The sequence below is a fragment of the Rhodococcus erythropolis NBRC 15567 genome (assembly GCF_001552595.1).
GTDB classification, from domain to species: Bacteria; Actinomycetota; Actinomycetes; order Mycobacteriales; family Mycobacteriaceae; genus Rhodococcus_F; species Rhodococcus_F erythropolis.
Map to the genome: position 1 here is coordinate 14,094 of NZ_BCRM01000019.1, position 23,829 is coordinate 37,922.

4 protein-coding genes are annotated in these 23,829 nt (G+C 62.4%); 1 reads left to right on the plus strand and 3 read right to left on the minus strand.

Features of this window, described 5'->3' with window-relative positions:
• Window positions 1-82: 82 nt before the first annotated feature.
• From RE4_RS21675 to RE4_RS21685, 3 genes are read right to left on the minus strand one after another with little or no spacing between them, the layout of a single operon-like run.
• Entirely contained in the window at window positions 83-1,054 is a 972-nt protein-coding gene (locus tag RE4_RS21675) for an antibiotic biosynthesis monooxygenase (RefSeq protein WP_029255495.1), read from the minus strand.
• On the minus strand, window positions 1,051-3,744 hold the full coding sequence (locus RE4_RS21680; RefSeq protein WP_060939323.1) for a molybdopterin-dependent oxidoreductase: 2,694 nt from the start codon (window positions 3,742-3,744) through the stop codon (window positions 1,051-1,053). The genes RE4_RS21675 and RE4_RS21680 overlap by 4 nt, the downstream gene beginning before the upstream one ends.
• Window positions 3,741-4,565, minus strand: coding sequence for an FAD binding domain-containing protein (locus RE4_RS21685; protein ID WP_021333613.1), 825 nt, complete (start codon window positions 4,563-4,565; stop codon window positions 3,741-3,743). The genes RE4_RS21680 and RE4_RS21685 overlap by 4 nt, the downstream gene beginning before the upstream one ends.
• A gap of 259 nt (window positions 4,566-4,824) precedes the next feature.
• On the opposite strand from RE4_RS21685, the gene RE4_RS21690 reads away from it, so the two are divergent.
• Window positions 4,825-23,796, plus strand: a complete 18,972-nt coding sequence (locus tag RE4_RS21690; protein WP_060939324.1) for a non-ribosomal peptide synthetase — start codon at window positions 4,825-4,827, stop codon at window positions 23,794-23,796.
• The last annotated feature ends 33 nt before the right edge of the window (window positions 23,797-23,829 follow it).

The following is a 23,829-nucleotide window of genomic DNA, read 5'->3' on the forward strand; positions in this document are numbered from 1 at the left end:
GGCATAACTGGAAATGCCAGCGTATGCACCGGGGAAGAATCATGCCCCGGTACATGCGCTGGCATTTCGCGTTCTGGAGAGCTCAGGGCAGCGACCAGAACTGAGTAGTCACCAGATAGAAGACGACCACCCAGAACAAGGTCACCGCAGCGACGATCGCCACCCCTTGCGCGTTGGTTTTTGCGACAGGAATCCCTGGAGGTGGACGCAGCCAACGGTGCAGGAGCCGATTCACGTAGTACGGCATCGTGAAGAAACTCATGATGAAGCTCGACAACAGGTTGCCGATCAACAATCCGAGCCAGAGTGGCAGCTTCAGCGGTGACAGCGCCAAAGTTAGCAAGACGACAGTCGGGTAGAGACCGACCCAGACCGCGATCGAGGTTTTTGTCTCCGAAGGTGGAGGGGCCTCGTTTCCGTTCTCGTCGAAGGCAAACCAACTGCCGAACGAATTGTCCACGGTTCGCAGTTCGAAGTCGTGGAACTTGCGACCCTCGGCGAGAAGCTGTTGTCGCTCAGGGGAAGTCAGCCACGTGTCGAGATGGGCAGCATTGTCGAAGCGATACAGCAGGGTCCACTCATCCTGCACACCGTCGACTGGGCGAAACAGTTCGGTGCCGCGGAATCCGTCGAAAGCACTCTCCACCTCCCGAAGGCGATCCTGCCAGGCAAGGAACTCGTCGATACTGTCGTCACCTACTCGGTGCGTCACTACGACAGTCAGCAGTGGGTCCGGAGGCCTGATCCCGCCGCTCACTACCTGCTGCGTGGCCGGGCCGTCGAAGAACTGACGACCGCTGTCGAGGTAGTCCTGCCTCGTCGCGCTGTTGATCCACGCTTGAACATGAGCGATGGAGTCGAATCGGTACACGATCACCCAATCAGGTTGGGTGGGCGTCGGAGCCGCGATTTCTGCCCCGAGGAAGCCTGCATAATCTGCGGCCGCCCGGTTGAGATCTTTCTGCCAGACCTCGAATTCTTTCTCCAGTCCGGCACGCACTCGCTGGCCGATGATGACCGTAGCGGCGCTGTCCGCCGACGTGTTCGCGGTCATCGGTTCAGGCCTGAGTAGATGCGTTCCGGGGTGAGCGGTAGTGACCGGAATCGTGACCCGGTGGCATCCTGCAGTGCGTTCGCCAAAGCAGGGGCAACCGGATTGATGCAGCACTCCGCCATGCCCTTGGAGCGGAGTGGGCCGACGGAGTCTGATGACTCGACGAGGATCACCTCGGTGCGTGGGACATCTGCATAGGTCGGGATCCGGTAGTTACGTAGATTCGGGTTCGTCATCGCGCCGTTTGCGTCTACGTGGAAGTTCTCGGTGAGTGCGAAGCCGATGCCCTGGGCGACGCCACCTTCGATCTGTCCCCGCACCTGCGCCGGATTGATGATCACCCCAGCGTCGGTGGCTTGGACACTGTAGAGGATGCGGATCTCGCCGGTGATGCGATGGACGGCGATCCGGAAGCCATGAGTGTTGGACACCACGCTGCGCGGCGACCCGTACGCTTTCCGTGCTTCGGTGAATCGGATCCCGCGCGGGCGTGTAGCCTCGAGTAACTCTTGCAGTGTTAATCGAGTACTACCGCAGACGATCTTGTCGTCGTCCATCGAGCACAGGTCAATCGAGACGCCGGTGTGATGTGCGGCGAAGGCTAGTAGTCGATCGCGGAGCGCATTCGACGCGCGGAGTACCGCGTTCCCAGCGACAAACAGGCCGGCGCTGGCGAAAGCGCCTGTGTCGAAACCGGTTCGGTCGGTGTCCGACTGAATGATTCGTACACGTGACGGTGTTGTGCCCAGCTGATTCGCGGCGATCTGCACGTGGGCCGTAGAAGTTCCCTCACCGAATTCGACTGTGCCGATAGCAAGTTCGTATACACAGTCTTCGCCGAGGGTGAGCCAAGCCTCGGAAATGTGCTCGGTGGGTGGCGCGGTCTCATGTAGTGAACTGGCAGTACCGGTGCCGATCAGCCAATCGTCTCCGAGCGAGGGAACCGGTTGGCGCTTCAACGCTGCGTCGATCAGATCGACGCATTGCCCCAGTCCGTCTTCGGTGAAGATCACGTCGTCTGGGCCGTCTTCGAGTGCGACGAGCGAATCGCCCGGTCGGACGATATTGCGTCGACGCAGTTCGAGCGGATCCATGTTCAGCGCGATGGCCAATTCGGTCATGGCCGATTCCACGGCAAAGGCCGGTTGAGTCATCCCGTACCCACGCAAAGCGCCGCTCGGGACGTTATTGGTGTACACGGAATACGCATCGAACTTCTTGTTCGCACAGCGATAGAGCGAGACTGCCGCGCCGCCGGCAAAGAGTGTCTCTCCTCCGTGGTTTCCGTATGCACCGGTGTTCGAGACGTTGCGATAGTGGAACGCGGTGAGTGTCCCGTCCGACTTTGCTCCGAGCTTGATTGTGAGTTTCATCGGATGACGCGGTGACGCGGTGGTGAACTCTTCTTCTCGGGTGAATTCGAGGCAGACGGGACGACCGGTGTCCAGGGTGGCGAGCGCCACCAGATCTTCGCTGATCACTTCCTGTTTTCCTCCGAACCCGCCGCCCACGCGTTTGCAGAACACGCGCAGCTGATCCGGGCGGAGGTCGAAGAGATGGGCGAGTTTGACCTTGGCGATGGAGGGGGACTGCGAACTCGTGCGAACGTGAAGGCGTCCGTCTTCCATCCATGAAATCGAACCGTGCGTCTCGAGATGTGCGTGCTGCACTCGCGGCGAGAAGTAGGTGCCTTCGTGGATGACGTCGGCCTCGGCGAACCCGGCCTCGACGTCGCCCACGTGACCGTGAAGTTCGAGCAGGATGTTGTGCTCGGGATCTCGAACAAAGGGATCGTCGGATCCGTGCAGGGCTGGAGCGCCGTCGGCCATGGCCTCTTCCGGATCGAACACGGAAGGCAGGATCTCGTAATCGACCTTCACCTTCCGACGGCCTTCTTCCGCAGCGACGACGGAGTCGGCGAGGACGGCCACCACCCGCTGACCCACGAACCGCACGACGTTGTCGAGGATGTACGTGTCGTCCGGATCAACAAGGTGGTCGGTATGAATTGCCGTTGTAAAGAGCTTGCGCGGCACGTCTTTCCAGGTGTACACGCGATGGACACCGGGGACGGCGAGCGCCTCGGTGGTGTCGATGGAGGTGATGCGTGCATGCGCGTGGGGCGAGTGCAGCACTTTCAGGTGCAGCATGCCGTCGATCGCGGTGTCCATAGTGTATTCGGCTCGGCCGGTCACGACGTCGGTGGCCGCCGGCGCCCCGACGCTGGTCCCGACCGCCTGTCCGGGGAGGGCAACTTCGACAGCGCCGACACCGTTGACCGCGTCTTCGATGGATCGGTAACCGGTGCAGCGGCACAGGTTTCCCTTGAGCGCTCGCGGCAAGTCTTCTTTCTGCACGTCGGTGAGCGCCGCGGAGGTCATGATCATTCCGGCGGTGCAGAACCCACACTGAAAGCCGGGTGCATCCCGGAACTGCTGCTGAATCGGATGGAGATCTTCGGGCGTACCGAGTCCCTCGATCGTGGTCACCGCGCGACCGTCAGCGCGAAAGGCGGGCGTGATGCAGCTGTGTATCGGCGCTCCGTCGAGCCACACTGTGCACGCCCCGCAGTCCCCGCCGTCGCAACCCTTCTTCACCCCGTGGTGTCCGAGGTGTCGAAGAAACGTCCGGAGACACTGTCCCGGGAACGGTTCCTCGTCGAACTTCCGGTCGTTCACCGTGTAGCTCATGACTGGCTCCCCGTGAGTTCGATTCGGAGCTCGTCGGCGTAGTGACGGGCGAGGTGCAGGCGGTGGTCGGGGGTTCCGTTGGGATCGTCGAACCAACTGTCGGCCGAAATGGAGTCGACAGCTCGTCGCAGAGAGTGCTCGTCCGGCATCGTGTCGAACGTCAGCCGTATCGGATGCGTAGTGCCGGCGGTGATGGTGACGTGAAAGTCGTCGGCTCCCGGAGTCTGCGTCGCGATCATGAAGATCGTCGAACGGCCGAGGTGCGTGAGACTGAAGCGGCGGTGGGCGTGGCGTTTGGTGAGCGCGTGCACCGGGAACTCGATGCTCCGAAGAACTTCGCCCGGCTCCAGGACATTCTGGTGGTCACCGGTCACGAAGTCGCACGCGTCGACGGTCCTCACTGTTCCGGCGGTGGCCCACAGCGTGAAAGTAGCCTCGAGTGCAACTGCCAGGGTGATCATCGGTCCGGCGGGAAGCGACATACAGATGTTCCCGCCTACGGTGGCCGAATTCCACACCTTGAAAGACGAGAGGAAGTACTCGCAGCTGACGCGAATAAGTGGACTCGCACCCCAATTGTCCGGCGGGACAAACGCATACAGTTCGGCAACGGTGCACGTAGCTCCGACACTGAAATGAGTCGCGCCGACCTCCAGTGGTGTCCACCCGAGCGCGGTGAGGTCGACGAGTCGACGTGTGTCGGGTTGTTCCGCTGAGAACAGCCACGTTCCTCCCGCGAGCCAGGCGTCGCCGGGACGCCACACGTCCCCTGGGCGATCCGGTGGTCGGCGTATCACGTCGGTAATGGTGGTGATGTCCATGCGCCTGCTCCCCTCGGGGGATGTGTCGTCTCGGAGTGGGACATTACCGAGGTGACGGGACACATTCACACTTTTAGTGCATATCGGGCACGTGAAACATGGGCGATACGTACGTGACATCGCCTGGTGGTCCGTGCATGTGCTTGCCGATTCTGGGTACGACTGCTTGAGAGGCGCGATCAGCCTCTTGCTTTCGCGCTGTTGATTCGGACGCGGCTACGCACTCGGCGGCCGCGGAGATCATGCGGGGCGGGGCGCTGTGAAACCCTTCGAGGTAAGACGGACCGACCCTTTTGATGAGACCCTCTTTCCGCTCTCGGCCGCCCAACGGGCAACCTGGTTCGCTCAGCAATTCGATCCCGAAGTCCCGATTCTGATAGCGCACTACGTGGAGTTGCGCGGCGAACTCGACGTCGAATTACTGGATCGCGAAACGCGGGCAGGTGCTTACGAGTTTCAATCTCCCATGCTCAAAGTCATCGAGGTTGATGGTCAGCCGATGCAGTACGTGGACGAGAAGGCCGAAATCTCGGTCGGTTTGGTCGACTTCCGCTGGACCGAGGATCCCTTCGAGGCTGCGCTCGAGTGGATGCGTCGAGATTGCCGGACGCCGCTCGACCTGGCAGTCGACGGAATCGTCGCGACCGCTGTGCTGCGCGTGGGTGACGCGCACTATCTGTGGTACAGCCGTATCCATCATGTCGCGCTCGACGGTTTCGGTGCCATGACCATGATGAACCGCATTGCGCATCGGTACTCGGCCTCGGCGGCGAGAAAAGATCTGCAGCCGAGTCGTGCCGCGACACTGCGCACGCTGTACGACATCGACGAGCGGTACAGACAGTCGGATCGATTCGCTGCCGATCGTGAGTACTGGGCAGGGCGCAATACAGTCGGTGCCGGATCCAGCTTGGCGGAGGCTTCTGGGCCCGCACACATCGAGAGCCGACTCGAAAGCACACTGATGTCGGACCGGAGCTGTGCCCTTCTCCACGAATCCGAGAACCACGCTGCAACGGTCGTCGCTGCGCTCGCGTTGTACCTCTCGCGAATGACGGCGAAAGAGACTGTCCAGATTCATGTTCCGATGTCCGGACGGACTACGGCGGTGTTGCGGGACTCGGGCGGCATGATGGTGAACGTCGCGCCGCTGCTCATCATTGTCGCCGCCGTCGACACCGTCGGTGAACTCTTCGCCCAGGTCCAGCATGAGCTCATGGGTGCATTGCGGCACCAGCGCTGCAGCCTCGACGACATCCGTCGGGACGCAGGCGTGACGAGCGGTCTGGAAGGCGAAGACTCATATGCCGGGCCCATGGTCAACGTCATGCTGTTTCGCCAGGAGGTGCAGTTGGGCGAGGTGGTTGGGGAGTATCACATCGTCACCTCCGGGCCGGTGGAAGACCTTCTGGTCAACGTGTATCCGAGCGGCGACAGGCTGCGTGTCGACTTCCGGGCAAACCCGATCCGATACGAGGAGGCGGGTTTACGCGAGCACCACCGGAATTTTGTCGGCTTGCTGGAAGAGTTGATCGCGTCTGATTCCGGTGCCGAGCTCGCAGACATTCACGGCCCGACGGCCCGGGAGGGCGAGCGACGACAACGCGAAGTGCGGCACCTCGAGTATTGGAGACATGAGCTCACCGGGGCGCCCGAACTTTTGCAACTTCCCTTCGATCGACCCAGGCCTGCAACGCAATCGCTGGACAGTGCACAGGTTGAGGTCGTGATCGCCGCAGACACCCACGCGCGGATTACAGAAATGGCAAGTGATCTCGGGACGGACACACGCGCGGTCCTACATACGGGCTTCGCGCTTGTGGTGAGCCGATTGTCCGGGGCTTCGGACGTGGTAATCGGTACGCCGACGGGATCCGACGCGAACATCGTTGCCATCCGGAGTCGCATCGATCTGGAGACGCCGTTCACGGCGCTCTTGGGCAGTGTCGTCGAGGTCCGAAGTAATGCGCTGCCGCACAGTGGGATACGGCTCGAGCAGGTGGCGCAGTCGCTCGAGGTGGAGGATGTACCTGCGTATGCGCTTGTGATACAGGTGACGTTCGAGTCCGTCGCCAGCGCTGACGAGCACCCTCCCGACCTCGGTCGCTTCGATCTCGGAGTGTCTGCAGTCGAACTGTTCGACGAGGTGGGTACGCCGTCCGGAATCACGGTGACGCTCGCGTTTGCCACCGACCTGTTCGACGCCGAGACGGTACGTGGCCTCGGTTTGCGGTTCGCGCGCGTCCTGGAATCCGTCACCACAGATCCGGCAATGATGGTCGGCGACATCGACATCTTGTCCGACGACGAGCGATCCGCGATGCAGCCTGTCTGCAGTGACCCTCGCGCTTCGCACCGCACCCTGGCCGAACTGTTCGACGGTGCGGCGCGCACACACCCCGACGGCGTGGCCCTGTCGTATCTCGATGGCGAGTTGACGTATCGAGAACTCGACGAGCGTTCGTCGAAGTTGGCCCGAGTCTTGATCGACCGCGGCATCGGTCCGGAAGACAGTGTGGCGCTGGGTTTGACGCGTTCGATCGAATCGGTTGTCGCGATGTTGGCGGTGACCAAAGCCGGCGCGGCATTCGTGCCGGTGGATCCGACCTATCCGGGTGAACGTGTTCGCTTCATGCTGACCGATTCCGGCGCCGTACTGGGGCTCACGGTCGTTTCCGAACTTCATCGTTTACCGGATTCGATTTCCTGGCTAGCGATTGACGACGCTGAGTTCGGTGGCCGACTTACGCGGTTGTCCGTCCGCTCCATCTCCGATGTCGATCGGGTGCACCCGATCCGCCCCGACAATCCCGCATACGTGATCTACACTTCGGGTTCCACCGGACTCCCCAAGGGGGTGACGGTCTCGCATCGTGGACTGGAAGCGCTTGCTGCCGAACAGCGTTCGCGGTTCGGTGCGACCCGGGATGCGCGAACATTGCACTTCTCGACCCCGAGTTTCGACGCCTCGATTTTCGAATACCTGCTGGCTTTCGGTGCCGGAGCGACCATGGTGATTGCACCGAGCACGATCTACGGCGGTGACGAGCTGTCTCGCTTCCTCGAATCCCAGCGTGTCACGCATGGTTTTGTCACTACTGCGGCGCTCGGAACAGTTTCTCCCGAGGGCCTTTCGGACTTCGGCGACGTGGTGGTCGGTGGTGAGGCCTGTCCGCCGGATCTTGTGCAGCGGTGGGCTCCCGGCCGACGGCTGTGCAATGCCTACGGGCCGACCGAGACCACCGTCATGTCGAACATAGGCGAGCCTATGGTGTCGTCGGAGAACATCACAGTGGGCGGTCCGCTCCGCGGTTTCGAGGAGATCGTGCTCGATCAGCGATTGCACCCCGTCCCCGACGGTGTTGTGGGCGAGCTGTACATCTCGGGAGACGCGCTCGCACGCGGATATCACCGGAAGTATGCGTTGACCGCAGGACGATTCGTGGCCGACCCGTTCGGTCTCCCGGGCCGGCGGATGTATCGAACGGGGGACTTGGTGCGGCGGCGCCGTGGCCGTGCACTCGAGTACGTCGGCCGCAGCGATTTCCAGGTGAAAGTTCGCGGATTCCGTATCGAGCTCGGGGAAATCGACAGCGTCGTGCAGTCGTGTCCGCAGGTCGAGAATGCAGTTACCGTGGCGCGTGCGGCTCCCTCCGGTACAACGATGATTACCACGTACGTCGTGCCTGCCGGCGGAAGTGCGCTCTCGACGGCCGATCTGACGCAGTACGCCGCGAGCCGTGTGCCGTCGTACATGGTTCCTGCGGCCTTTGTTCCTCTCGACGAGTTGCCGGTAACTCCATCGGGAAAGGTCGATCGCGCTGCCTTACCGGCACCTCGGTTCGATGCTCGGTCGGACAACTTTCGCCCGCCCGAGGGCGCCGAAGAACTACTGCTGGCCGAGATTTTTGCCGACGTTCTAGGTGCTGAGGCGGTGGGTGCGGGTGACGACTTCTTCGAGCTGGGTGGGAACTCACTGATCGCCACAAAGCTGATCGCACGAGTCAATGCCGCTGAAGCAATCGATTTCGGGGTGCGGACTTTGTTCGAAGCACCGACGATCGAATCACTGGCTCTCCACGTGCGTGACGCGAAGTCCTCCGGCGTTGATCCCTCGCGTTCGAAGCGTCCAATCCTGCAGGCACATTCGTACAGGGACAAGATTCCGGTGTCTCTGGCGCAACAACGCCTGTGGTTTGTCAATCAGTTCGACACGTCGTCCCCGGCCTACAACATCCCGATGGTGGTCCGACTGTCAGGGGCGTTGGATGTGGCTGCGCTGAAACTCGCGATGGGAGATGTTGTCGATCGACATGAATCGCTTCGCACCGTCTACCCGGCGTCGGTCGACGGTCCACATCAGGTCGTGGTTCCTTCGGAACGTGTGACGTCGGAGATGGCGTGGGAAGTATCCGTTGACGAGGAAGCCTTGGACAGGCGCGTCGCCGATCTCGCTCGCGAGGGGTTCGACGTGAGCGCGAACGTGCCCGTGCGCGGCTCCCTTTTTCGAATCACTCGGGACGTTCACGTCCTCGCGTTGGTGGTTCACCATATTTCGGCGGATGGAGCATCACTCGAGCCGCTGGCCCGCGACCTGACCCGCGCCTACGCGGCGCGGGCTGCCGGTCGGGCACCGGACTGGCCGCCTTTGCCTGTGCAGTACGCCGACTACAGCCAATGGCAGATCGAACTGCTCGGCAGTGACGCCGATCCGGACACGCTCCAGGCGAAGCAGTTGGACTACTGGACGTCCACCCTGTCCGGTCTACCTGACGTGATCGACCTTCCGCTGGATCGACCGAGGCCGGCGGAACGATCCATGCGCGGTGAATCGGTCCGATTCTCGGTGCCCGCAGACGTGCACAGTGACCTCCTCGAACTCGCTCGGAATCACAATGCGACACCGTTCATGGTGATGCACGCAGTGCTGGCCGTTCTGTTGGCACGGCTGAGCGCCTCGCCGGACATAGCGATCGGCACTCCGGTAGGAGGGCGCGCCGAGCAAGTCCTCGACGATCTGGTCGGGATGTTCGTCAACACGGTCGTCCTGCGAACCGCCGTTGATACCGCCGCGACTTTCGAGGAAATCCTTTCACGAACTCGCGAAGTTGATCTGGCAGCGTTCGGGCAAACCGAGGTGCCGTTCGAGCGAGTCGTCGATGCAGTTGCTCCGGAGCGTTCACCATCTCGTTCACCGCTCTTCCAGGTTCTGTTGGAATTTCAGAACACCGCAGATCCTCACCTCGAACTACCAGGACTCGGTGTCGATGTTGTTTCAGTCGACATCGGTGTCGCCAAATTCGACTTGCAATTGTCGCTCTCCGAAAAGCTTGGCAAGGACGGAATCCCGGTGGGTTTCGACGCCGCCTTCACCTACGCCTCCGATATCTTCGAGCGCACCACAGTCACCGAGTTCGGGGAGCGCTTCGTCCACCTACTGCGGTCGGTGGTATCGGATCCAACTGCCCCAGTGGGTGATACGGAGATTCTGGGTGCGCCCGAGCGTGGGTTGGTGGTGGGTGGTTGGGATGGTGTGGGGGTTGCGGTGGGGGGTTTGACGTTGGTGGATGTGTTGGATGGGCGGTTTGCTGGTGTGGGTGGTGGGGGGTTGGTGTGTGGTGGGGTGGTGTTGTCGTGGGGTGAGTTTGATGTTCGGGTGAATCGTTTTGCGCGGTTGTTGATTTCGTTGGGGGTGGGTCCGGAGTCGCGGGTGTGTGTGGTGTTGTCGCGGTCGGTGGAGTTGTTGGTGGCGGTGTTTGCGGTGGTGCGGGCTGGTGGGGTGTTTGTTCCGGTGGATGTGGGTGCGCCGGTGGAGCGGGTGGGGTTTGTGGTGGGGGTGGTGGATCCGGTGGTGGTGTTGTCGCGGGGTGGTGATGGTGGGTGTTTGCCGGTGGGGGTGGGGTTTGTTGATGTGGGTTGTGTTGATGTTTCGGGGTTTTCGGGTGATCCGGTGGGGGTGGGTGATCGGTTGGGGGTGTTGTTGCCTGAGCATGCGGTGTATGTGATGTTCACGTCGGGGTCGACGGGTCGTCCGAAGGGGGTGGTGGTTTCGCATGCGGGGGTGGTGAATCGGTTGTTGTGGATGCAGGGGGAGTTTCCGTTGGGTGTGGGGGATGTGGTGTTGCAGAAGACGCCGGTGTCGTTCGATGTGTCGGTGTGGGAGTTGTTTTGGCCGTTGATGGTGGGTGCGCGGTTGGTGGTGGCGGATCCGGGTGGGCATCGTGATCCGGTGTATTTGGTGGGTGTGATCGAGCGGTGGGGGGTGTCGGTGGTGCATTTTGTGCCGTCGATGTTGGAGGTGTTCGTGGGGGAGCCTTCGGTGGTGGTGGGGTGTTCGAGTGTGCGTCGGGTGTTTGTGTCGGGTGAGGGGTTGTCGTCGGTGTTGGCGGGGCGGTTTGCGGGGGTGTGTGGTGCGGAGTTGGTGAATTTGTACGGGCCGACGGAGGCGTCGGTGGATGTGACGTTTCATGTGGTGGATGGTGTTGTGGGGGTGGGTGTTCCGATTGGTCGGCCGGTGTGGAATACGCGGGTGTTGGTGTTGGATTCGCGGTTGCGGCCGGTTCCGGTGGGTGTGGTGGGGGAGTTGTATGTGGGTGGGGTGCAGGTGGCTCGGGGGTATGAGGGTCGTGTGGATTTGACGGTGGGTCGGTTTGTGGCGGATCCGGTGTCGGGGGTGGTGGGTGCTCGGGTGTATCGGACGGGTGATGTGGTGCGGTGGAGGTGTGGTGGGGTGTTGGAGTTTGTGGGGCGCACGGATTTTCAGGTGAAGGTGCGGGGGCAGCGGGTGGAGTTGGGTGAGGTGGAGGCGGTGTTGGCTGCTCAGGTGGGGGTGGCTGGTGCGGTGGTGGTGTTGCGGTCGGGTGTGGGTGGGGATTTTTTGGTGGGGTTTGTGGTGGGTGAGGTGGGGGTGGTGGTCGATGAGGTGGTGGTGTTGGAGGGGGTGCGGAGGTCTCTTGCGGGGTTCATGGTGCCGTCGGTGGTGGTGGTGTTGGGGGAGTTTCCGGTGACGGTGCATGGGAAGTTGGATCGTAAAGCACTCCCGGACACTACTTTTACAGCCGCGGACTATCGGATGCCGAGCACACGAGCCGAAGTTATGGTCACTCGAGCCATCGCCGAGGTGCTCGATCTCGACCAGGTGGGCGCCGACGACAATTTCTTCGAACTGGGTGGAGACTCGCTCAGCGCCACTCGCGTCGCAGCGCGCATCAGATCCGAATCGAGCACGAATGTCGGTGTGAAGGCCTTGTTCGACACTCCCGTGGTCGCTGATCTGGCGGCATCGATCGATCAGCTACAAGCTGTGCTGCGAGGTTCGGGGCCGGAAGGTTCGAGTATTTCAGAAATCGCGGGTAAGACCCGGCCAGAACACATTCCGCTATCGCTCTCACAGGCGCGCATGTGGTTCGTCAACCAGTTCGACACCTCGTCTCCGCTCTACAACATCCCCGTCGCACTACAACTGGACGGCTTCCTGGATTCGGGTGCGCTCCAAGCCGCACTGGGTGATGTGGTGGAACGGCACGAAACCCTTCGAACGATCTTCCCGACGTCCGCGAACGGGCCCCACCAGGTGATCGCCGAACCAGCGCTCGCTGCTCCTCGAATCCACCCCGTCCCGATTCCCGGCGAGCGGCTTTTTACGGACTTGCACGCGTTCTTCGACGTCGGATTCGATGTGGCCGAAGAGTTCCCGCTGCACGTGAGGTTACTCCGAATCGGGCCGGAGCAGCATGTTCTTGCGATCGTCGTCCACCACATCGCCGCGGACGGTTTCTCGATGGCGCCACTGGCACGTGACCTGATGCGCGCCTATACATCCCGTGCTCAGGAGCAGAATCCGGACTGGGAGCCACTGCCCATCCAGTATGCCGACTACAGCCTGTGGCAGCGGGAGATCCTCGACGCAGAAGTTGGTCCGGGAACGTCGACGTCGGATGAATTCGATTACTGGACAACGAAGCTGTCGGATATTCCAGAAGTCTTGCCGCTCCCTCTCGATCGACCACGAACGCCGAAACGGTCTACCGAGGGCGCGGTGGTTTCGATGGACTTCTCACCCGAGATCCATCGAGTTTTGACCGACCTCGCACACCAGAATGCTGCGTCCCTGTTCATGGTGATGCATGCGGCGCTCGCGGTGTTGCTGGCACGGCTTTCGGCGTCGGACGACGTAGTGATCGGCACTCCGGTCGCAGGGCGCGGTGCTTCGGTGTTCGACGATGTGGTCGGGATGTTCGTCAACACGCTCGTGCTTCGCACACCCGTCGAATCCGGAGCAACCTTTGCCGAGGTGTTGGCCGCGGTGCGGTCAACGGATCTCGGTGCACTCGACCATGCAGACATTGCCTTCGAGAGGTTGGTGGATGACCGCTCGCCCGACCGTTCCACCGCGCATTCACCCCTCTTTCAAGTACTCCTCGAATTCCAGACCGATACGGGACTGCGCTTCGAATTGCCGGAACTGACGGCTCGCTCGCTCGACATCGATCTCGCGGTTGCAAAATTCGATCTACAACTGAGTGTGATGGAACACGTCGACGAGCACGGTGGGCCGGCCGGTATCAGCGCCGGTTTCCGTTATGCAACAGATATTTTCGATCGAGTATCGGTGACGCGCATCGCGGAGCGCTTCGAGAGAGTGATCGGCGCCGTGATCGAGGATCCGTCGGCAGTCGTCGGCGACATCGACATACTTCTGGCCGGCGAATACAGCGAGATGCTGGTTGCGCCATCGGCCTCGGCCTCAGGCTCGGCCTCGGTCTCGGGCGTCGGAACCCACGAGGATTCGCTGTCGGATCTCTTCGATCGTGCGGTGCTGACGTCCGGCGATGCCGTGGCGGTGCGCTGCGACGGATTGTCCGTCACCTACCGCGAACTCGACGAGCGAGCAAACCGCCTCGCTCGACTGTTGGTGGCTCAGGGTGTGGTGCCGGAAACCCTGGTGGCAGTCGCGATGACCCGCTCGATCGACCTGGTGGTGGCATTGCTGGCGGTGGTGAAGGCGGGTGGCGGATACCTACCGGTGGACCTGACTTCTCCGGTCGACCGCGTGGACTTCGTGCTGCGTGACTCCGCACCCAAGTGCGTGCTGACCACTCGGGCCGACGGCGACGACATACGAGACAATGACGCAATCGCAGACAACGAGATTCCAGTGATTTCCGTGGACGACCCGGCGATTCTCGACGCGCTGCACAGGTTTTCTCCGCTTCCGGTGACCGACCAAGACCGGCTGCTACCGCTCCGACCCGATTCGGTGGCCTACGTGATCTACACCTCGGGGTCTACTGGGCGTCCGAAGGGGGTGCAGGTTTCCCACCGCAGCGTCGTGACGTTGCTGGCAAACACCGGAGCGCTCTTCGGCTTCGACAGCGGCGATGTGTGGACGATGTTCCATTCCGAGGCATTCGACTTCTCGGTCTGGGAAATGTGGGGCGCACTCGCACACGGTGGCCGGCTGGTACTGGTCGACTACTTCACGGCCCGTTCACCAGAGGCATTCCTCGAATTGCTACGGCACGAACGTGTCACGGTGCTCAATCAAACTCCCACTGCCTTCTATCAATTGGCGGAAGCCGACCGGCGTATCGGGAGCGCGGCCCTGTCATTGCGCTACGTGATCTTCGGTGGAGAAGCCCTCGACTTCGGACAGTTGACGCGCTGGTACGCCCGCCGCGGGACGTCGTCACCAGATCTGGTCAACATGTACGGCATCACGGAGACCACGGTGCACGTCAGCCACCTACCGCTCGATCGTGAGCTGGCGCGTGACGGATCGGCCTCGGTGATCGGTCGGGCGTTGCCCGGATTGCGTGTGTATGTGTTGGATCAGCGGTTGCACCCGGTGCCGCCCGGTGTGGTGGGTGAACTGTATGTCTGCGGCGATCAGGTTTCACGCGGATACCTCGGCCGGTCCGGTCTGACCTCCGCGCGGTTCATTCCCGACCTCACCGTCAGTGGGGCGCGTATGTATCGATCCGGTGACCTGGGGCGCTGGAACGACAGCGGGCAGCTGGAGTACCTCGGACGAAACGATCTGCAGGTGCAGGTGAAGGGGTACCGAATCGAACTCGGCGAGGTGGAGGCTGCGCTGCTCTCCGGAGTGGGCGTGTCTCAGGCGGCGGTCGTGGCCCGCAGAGACCGGTTGGTGGGCTACGTGGTGCCGGAGGCCGTTGCCACTGTCTCTCCGGCGGCGTTGCTCGAGTATCTCTCGCAGAGGTTGGCGGCACACATGGTCCCCGCTGTCGTGACGGTTCTCGAGGCGTTGCCGCTGACGGTGAACGGCAAACTCGACCGGAAAGCGTTGCCTGAACCTGACTTCGGGCTACAGACAACCGTGAGTCGTGGCCCCGCCTCCGAGACGGAAAGCATCCTTGCGGGCCTGTTCGCCGAGGTTCTGGGACTCGACGAGGTGGGGGTCGACGATTCGTTCTTCACTCTCGGCGGTGACTCGATCATGTCCATCCAGTTGGTGACGCGAGCCAAGTCTGCCGGAGTTTTGATCTCACCGCGCGAGGTATTCGAACGCAAAACCGTTGCGGCGCTGTCCGAGACGGCCGGTACGTCTGGCGGTCACGCTGTTCTCGACGAGTTGCCCGGTGGCGGCGTCGGGGAGATCGAGTTGACACCGATCGCGGAATGGATGCTCGATCGCGGCGGAGATTTTCGGCGGTACTCACAATCTGTTCTCCTCGCGGTTCCTGCCACGCTCGACGAGGTCACGCTGACACAGGCGATGCAGGCCGTGCTGGACCACCACGACATCCTCCGCGCGGGCATCCGGGCGACGCTGCATCCTGAATCCGCTCGGCGGATGGACGTTGCGCCAGCAGGTACGGTGCGGGCGGAGACCGTCGTACGCCACGCGAGCCTGGAGGGTGCTGCCGCGGAGACGGTCTCGGCAGAACTCGACGCAGCTCTGGGGCGGCTCGACCCGGAGACAGGTGTGATGGTGCAGGCAGTCCTGCTCGACACCGACGGGCAGATTCAAATGGAAGGACAGCGCCAGAAACGGTTGCTACTGGTAGCGCACCATCTGGTGACGGACGGTGTTTCCTGGCGAATCCTGATCCCCGATCTTGCACTTGCTTGTGCGCAGGTGCAATCAGGCGTCGACCCGTCACTGGCTCCGGTCGGGACCTCGATGCGTCGATGGGCACGTGGCCTCGTCGACGCCGCGCGCGAGCCGGATCGGGTTGCTGAACTCGACTATTGGCGAGAGGTGCTCGCGGGTCCAGATCCGACTCTGGGTGTGCGCGCCCTGACGAAGAGGGACACCGCCTCGGCCACCACCGACATCGAAGTACGAGTTCCCACGGCATTGACCGAGGCCGTGTCGACGACAGTGCCGCAGGCGATTCACGGGAGCGTCGAGGACGGGTTGTTGACGGCTTTGGCTCTTGCGATGGTCCGCTGGCATAGGGAGCGCGGGATCGACAATCCGGAGACATTGATCAGCCTCGAGGGACACGGACGCGAGGAACAGGTGGTTCCCGGGGCAGATCTTGCTCGCACAGTGGGATGGTTCACGTCGATCTTCCCGGTGCGGATCGATCTGAGCGGAGTGGATCCGAGCGACGCCTTCGCCGGCGGTCCGGCTGCGGGCGTCGCTGCCAAGGCCGTCAAGGAACAACTCCGGGCGGTGCCGGACCGCGGCATCGGCTTCGGGTTGCTGCGCTATCTGAACCGCGAAACGGCACACACTCTTTCGCAACTTCCGGTGCCTCAGATCAGTTTCAATTACCTCGGACGCGTCGGTGGATCCGACTCCGACGCTTCAGCGGGATGGGTACCGATCCGTGACGAGGACCTGCGGACGGTTGCGGCCGTCGATCTCCCACTCGCCGGCGTCCTCGAGGTCAACGTGATGACCGTCGACGACAGCGACACCGACAACAGTGACCCCGAGGACGGCCCGCAGCTCGTTGCCAGCTGGACGTTCCCACCGGACATTCTGGGCGCGGACGACGCTCGGCAACTGGCGCAGTGGTGGCTCGACGCATTGGCCGGGCTCGGTGAGTACGCGGCAGGCGGCGGCGGATTCACACCCTCGGACTTCGATCTGGTCGATCTTCGACAGGACGCGGTCGACGACCTCGAAAGCCGGTGCCCCGACCTGAGCGACGTATGGTCGCTCTCTCCATTGCAAGCGGGGTTGTTGTTCCATGCCGAACTGGCCGAACGATCGGTCGACGCATACCTCGTACAAGTGGCTCTCGATCTAGCCGGCGCAGTCGATTCGGAGCGCCTGCGTCGCGCCGCCGACGCGCTGCTCGACAGGCATGAGAACCTGCGTACCGCCTTCCTTCACGGCGCGGACGGCCGTGCCGTCCAGGTGGTCCGAAGCGCCGTGGCAGCGCCGTGGCAGGAAATCGACCTCACTGGTGCAACAGATCAGGATCTTGATCGAGCACTGGCGGAGGACCGAGCGCGCCCGTTCGACATGGCGCAGGCGCCGTTGATCAGATTCACCCTGATTGCTCTCGCCCCCGAAAAGTTCACGCTGGTGCTCACCAACCATCACATCCTTCTGGACGGCTGGTCCATGCCACTGCTGATCCGGGAGTTGGCGACGCTCTATGCCGCTGACGGTGAAGTGGCGGCCTTGCCTCACGCGCGCGCGTATCGCGACTATCTGACCTGGATGAGCCGCCGCGATCAGCAAGCTTCTCGAGCTGTATGGGCGAGGACGCTGAGCGGAGTCGAAGGACCGACGCTGTTGGCTCCGGCGGTTCGATCTCGTCGACTCTCCATCATGGCGGCCGAGTGGGTGTTCGATCTGGACGAGGAGTTCACAACCTCACTTCGCGGGATGGCGCGTGAACTCGGGCTGACGATCAACACAATTGTTCAGGCATCGTGGGGGATCGTCCTCGCTGCACTGACCGGGAGAGACGATGTGGTGTTCGGGGCGACGGTGTCGGGTCGACCTCCCGAGCTGACCGGGATCGAAACCATGATCGGGCTGTTCATCAACACAATTCCGGTCCGAATCACTCTGCGCCCGAGAGAAAGTATCGGCACACTCCTCGCGCGGATCCAGGCCGAGCAAGCAGAGCTGTCGGATCATCACTATCTCGGGCTTTCCGAGATCCAAGTAGCCACGGGGCCGGAGACCGGATTTGACACGTTGACTGTCTTCGAATCGTATCCCGTTGACCGTCAAGGCCTTTCGTCCGATACCGATATTGCGGGGATCCGGATCACCGATGTCGAAGCCAAGGACGCTGCCCACTACCCGCTCAGCCTGGTGGCATCGGTCGACACCAGACTCCGCCTGAAATTCGAGTACCTACCCGAGGTTTTCGGTGCCGCCGACATCGAAGAGATCGCCGGACGACTGCATCGTGTACTCGAAGCGTGTGCCCAGCCGGATCGCCCCTTGGCTGTGGTGTCGGTGCTCGCCCCGTCCGAACGTGCCGAATTGGTGCCGGCCCGTGGCACGGCTGGTGGGTCGTCGCGCGTCTTCCCGGAGATCTTCGATGCGGCAGCCCAGCGTGATCCGAACGCGCTCGCCGTGGAATCGGCGGACGGCAGCCTGACCTACGGCGAGCTGGACATCGTCTCCAATCGCATTGCTCGCGTGCTGGTCTCGCGAGGACTGGGAACCGAGGACTACGTAGCAGTCGGTGTCCCACGTTCTCTCACGTCCGTGGTGTCGATACTTGCCGTCGCCAAGACGGGCGCTGCTTTCGTGCCGATCGATCCCGCCTATCCCGACGAGCGGATCAATCACATGCTGATCGATTCGAAGGTCAGCTTCGGATTGACCACCACCGCGGGCCGAGATCGATTGCCCGATATCGCGGAGTGGCTGATTCTCGACGATCCGCATTTCACGAAGAAGTGCGAGGACTTCTCGGGGAGCCCGTTGACCGACAACGACCGACTCCGTCCGATCGGGTTGGATTCAGCTGCCTACGTGGTGTACACCTCGGGGTCGACCGGCGTGCCCAAGGGAGTCGTGGTCACACAGCGAGGGCTCGACAACTTCGCCCGAGACCAGGTCGAACGCTACGGCGCAACTCCACAATCACGCACGCTGCACTTCTCCACTCCGAGTTTCGACGGGTCGCTCTTCGAATATCTGCAGGCTTTCGGCGCCGGGGCGACGATGGTTATCGCTCCACCCGGGATCTACGGGGGCGAGGACCTGGCGCAGCTTCTGGCCGAGCACGCCGTCACGCACGCGTTCATCACCACGGCGGCATTGGCAACGGTGGACCCGGGTGGGCTGGAACAACTTTCGGAAGTCGTATTCGGGGGCGAGGCGTGCCCACCCGATCTCGTCGCTCGCTGGGCACCTGGCCGCCGCCTGTACAACGCGTACGGACCGACCGAAGCAACGATCATGTCCAACGTCAGTCCGCCCATGACCGCCGGGGAACGCATCACGATCGGTGGACCTGTCAGTGGCGTCAGTGAACTGGTGCTCGACGCTCGACTTCAAGCGGTTCCCGTCGGGGTCCCCGGCGAGCTGTATCTGGCCGGACCAGGCGTGGCGCGGGGATATCACCGAAGGCCGGGGTTGACGGCAGAGCGCTTTGTTGCCAATCCGGCCGACCCAGGAACGCGGATGTACCGCACCGGCGACATCGTGCGATGGACGGCGGACATGTGTGTCGAGTACGTCGGGCGAAGCGACTTCCAGGTCAAGGTTCGAGGCTTCCGTGTCGAACTCGGTGAGATCGACAGTGTGCTGATGGCGGAGCCCAACGTCGGATTTGCCGTTACGGTTGCCGATTCCGCCCCCACCGGAGACACCCGACTGGTGTCGTACGTCATGCCCACCGCGGGTCGACTGGACACCAGGCTCCTGATTCGCGCCGTGGCCCGGCGCTTGCCTTCGCACATGGTGCCTGCCGTTCTCACGGTGCTGGAGAACATACCATTGACCGCTGTCGGAAAAGTTGACCGTTCGGCATTGCCCAGCCCCGAAATCGAGACGACCACAGGGGATTTCCGTCCCCCTGTCGGCCCGGTCCAACAGGCAGTGTCGGACGTGTTCGCCGAGGTGCTCGGCCTCGAACGAGTCGGTACCGACATCAGTTTCTTCGAGCTCGGTGGAAATTCTCTGAGCGCCACTTCGGTCGCGGCGAGGCTACGGGCGGTGCTCGGAGCTACCGTCGGCGTGCGGGACCTGTTCGATACGCCGACGGTGGCCGAGTTGGCTACGGTGATCGACCAGTCGGTCGCCGAACGGTCGGAGCGACTGGAACCGCGCCCCCGACCCGACAACATCCCCTTGTCGTTTGCTCAGCAGCGGATGTGGTTCGTCAATCAACTCGACACCAGTTCTCCTGCATACAACATTCCGCTCGTGGTGCGGTTGAGCGGTGAACTCGACAAACCGGCCTTGAGATCAGCGATGTCCGATGTCATCGCCCGCCACGAATCGCTGCGAACGATGTTCCCGGTCCACGGCGACGGACCGGTCCAGCACATCGTGCCCACCGAAAGCGCCGCGCTGCCACAACTGGCCGAGACATCGGTGACCGACGAACATCATCTCCGTGACGAGCTTGCCCGAATGGTCTCGGCCGGTTTCGACGTCGCCGCACGAATTCCCCTGCGGGCAGCGTTGTTCACCATCGATGAGCGCGAACACGTACTTGCCGTAGTGGTGCACCACATCTCGGCTGACGGCTTCTCGATGTCTCCACTGACCCGAGACGTGATGATTGCATACGAGGCCCACGCGTACGGCAGGGAACCCCAGTGGACGCCGCTTCCAGTCCAGTACGCCGACTTTGCGCTCTGGCAACGGGAGGTTCTGGGCTCCGGCGACGACCCTGGGTCGGTGATCACCGAGCAGTTGGCTTACTGGCGACGCGCACTGTCAGGCGCTCCCGACCTCTTGGAACTTCCCCTCGATCGAGACCGGCCGACACAACAGAGTTTTCACGGCTCGCGGATTCACTTCTCGATCAGCAGTGATCTTCACCGCCGTATCCGAGACGTGTCGAGGCAGCAAGAGTCCACTGCATTCATGACTGTGCATGCAGCGCTCGCGCTCTTGCTGGCACGTTTGGGCAGCACCGACGACATCGTGATCGGAACGCCGATCGCCGGCCGGGGAGATCGTGCCCTCGATGATCTGGTCGGCATGTTCGTCGGCACGCTCGCACTGCGCACACAGGTCGACCCGGCTCAATCGTTCCGGGAGTTGGTTGCGCATTGCCGCGAAGTCGACCTCGCCGCGTTCGCGCATTCCGACGTTCCCTTCGAGCGGGTAGTGGACGCGGTCGGGCCGAAACGGTCGAGCGCCTATGCACCGATTTCCTCGGTGTCGCTGGAATTCCAGAACAACGATCGGCCGATTCTGAAGCTGGCGGGACTGGAAGTCCGCGGGATCGACCCAGAACTCGAGGTAGTGAAGGTAGACCTGGAATTCCTCCTCGCCGAAGAGTACGACGATCGCGGTGCACCGGGAGGAATGAGCGGAGCCGTCGACTTTGCCACCGATCTCTTCGACCCCGGTACGGTCAGCGGGTTTGCCGACATGTTCGTTCGTGTACTCGAGGCCGTGACCCGGAATCCGCAGGTACCGATCGGTGACATCGATCTACTCGGCGATCTTGAACGTCGCGAGTTGACGCCGGCGCATGGGCTCCCCGAAGTACCTCCGAAATTGTGGCCTGAGTTGTTGGCGGACGCCGTGGCGATCGATCCGGACTCGGTGGCCCTGTCGCTCGAGAACCGGCAGCTCAGTTATCGCGACCTGGACGAGTGGTCGAATCGTGTTGCCCGGGAGTTGTGCGGTCGCGGTGTGGGCCCGGAGACCTTCGTGGCACTGGGAATGCCTCGCTCGATCGAATCGGTGGTGGCGATCTGGTCGGTGACCAAAGCCGGAGCGGCTTTTGTGCCTGTCGATCCGGCCTATCCGCGCGAGCGCGTCGAATACATGCTCGCCGATTGCCGAGCCTCGCTCGGTTTGACCGTTCAGTCCAGCCGAACTCACCTACCCGACGTTGTTCCCTGGCTGGAACTCGACGACCCACAATTCGCCCGGCGGGTAGCCGCGCTGTCGCCGGAACCGATCACCGATGACGATCGAACCGGTGAACTGAACCTCGATCATCCGGCCTACCTGATCTACACCTCGGGATCTACGGGGAAACCCAAGGGAGTGAACATTACTCATCGAGGTTTGGCGAGCTTCACGGCCGAAACTCGTGAGAGGTTCGAGGTCACTCACGACTCTCATGTCTCACAGTTGGCATCGCCGAGTTTCGACGCTTCCATCTTCGAGTTGACGATGGCATTCAGCGCCTCGGCGCAAGTCGTGATCGTTCCGCCTGCTGTGTACGGTGGCGCCGAATTGGCCGATGTTTTCCGGCGCGAGCAGGTCACTCATGCCACCATTACACCGACCGCGCTGGCGGCGTTGGGGGACAACGGTTTCGAGGCGCTCCGTGTTCTCGATCTGGTGGGCGAGGCCTGCCCGCCGGAGGTCGTCGCGCAATGGGCGCCGGGTCGGAGGCTGCACAACGGCTACGGCCCGACTGAAACCACCGTGCAGGCGAGTGTCAGCGATTCGATGAAACCCGGTGCGGGAGTGAACATCGGCTCGCCGGCAGTGGGCTTCGGCTTCCTGGTGCTGGACGAGCGTTTGCAGCCCGTACCGGTGGGCGTGCCGGGGGAGTTGTACATCATCGGCCCAGGTATGGCACGTGGGTACCATAATCGGGCGTCGCTCACGTCGGAACGATTTGTCGCTTGCTTGTACGGGTCGCCGGGGCGCCGGATGTACCGCACCGGAGATGTCGTGCGTTGGCGTGAATCCGGCGGTGACAGTGCCAAAATCGTTGGTTCCGGCGATGGAGTGCATCACACACTCGAATACATCGGGCGCAGCGACTTCCAGGTCAAGGTCCGTGGTTTTCGGATCGAACTCGGGGAAATCGATGCAGTTCTCTCACGCCATCCGTCGGTGGACTTCGCCGCAACTGTCGGCTACACGGGACCGTCGGGTGAAACGGTCCTGGTGTCGTACGTGCGTACGTCAGCTGCCGACGCCTCGAACAGCGACGAGATACGGGCGTACGCAGCCGACCGCCTTCCCTCGCACATGGTTCCGTCGGCAGTGGTATTTCTCGAGCGGATTCCGATGACACCGGTGGGCAAGCTCGACCGAAAGGCTCTACCGGAACCCGAATTCAGTTCGGTTGCAGCCGAGTTCCGCGAGCCGGTCACCGACACCGAGCGCGCCGTGGTCGACTCGTTTGTCGAGGTTCTGGGTGTCAGCCGGGTGAGCACTACCGACAGCTTCTTCGACCTGGGCGGGTCCTCCCTGGTAGCCACCCGAATCGTCAGCGCACTGCACTCCCGTTTCCAACGCAGAATTCCGCTTCAGTGGATGTTCCTCGACCCGACACCCGCTGGAATCGCTCGACGCCTCGACATGCCGACAGTGGACGCCGGCATGGAAGAGCTTCTCGCCGTGGTTGTTCCGCTGCGGACAGAAGGAAGTGGGAGACCGCTGTTCTGTGTGCACCCTGGTATCGGCCTGTCATGGGGGTACGCCGGCTTGGTGCGGTATCTGCCCGAGGACCGACCGGTGTACGGACTTCAGCTACCCGCACTCAGCGACGACGGTGACTATCAGTCGATCGAACAGTTGGCGCATCGCTACGTCGAAGAGATGGAAGCCGTTTCGCCGGACGGGCCGTACGACTTGCTCGGTTGGTCCCTCGGCGGAGTCATCGCGCACGCCATGGCCGTCGAACTGCAATCGTCCGGCCGCGAAGTTGCCACACTGACGATGATGGACAGCTACCCCGACAACGGCGATGCCTCTGCGTCAGCCGCACTCGACGTCCGAGACCTACTGCGAGGACTCGGCCTCGAGATCGAGACCGACCGAGATCTGACCTTCGACGAGGCGGCGGCCGTGCTGGCCCGGAGGCTCGGGCCCGAGACGGGAGTCGACGGTCGGGACCTCGAGCGGATTGCCAGAGGGTACGAGACTTCGCAGAGAATCACGCACCAGTTCGTTCCCCAGATCTACGAGGGAGACCTGCTGATCTTCCCGGCTGACGGAAAAGACGACAGGATTCCGCGGGAGAGGTCGCCACAGGAATGGCGTCCGCTCGTGACAGGCCGGATCGTGGAGGTACCGGTGCGATGCGGACACAACGAGATGATCGAGGCACCGGCCATGGCGGTCATCGGACCGGAGATGGCTCGGGTGCTCTCGATGTTTTCCGGATACTCCGAACGGGCATGACAACTTGAAGCCACCGAGCCGCACGCCCGTGAA

What these genes read in the sequence shown, in the direction of transcription:
- RE4_RS21675 (WP_029255495.1), bottom strand. Translation starts at nt 1,054, where the DNA reads ATGACCGCGAACACGTCGGCGGACAGCGCCGCTACGGTCATCATCGGC.
- RE4_RS21680 (WP_060939323.1), bottom strand. Translation starts at nt 3,744, where the DNA reads ATGAGCTACACGGTGAACGACCGGAAGTTCGACGAGGAACCGTTCCCG.
- RE4_RS21685 (WP_021333613.1), bottom strand. Translation starts at nt 4,565, where the DNA reads ATGGACATCACCACCATTACCGACGTGATACGCCGACCACCGGATCGC.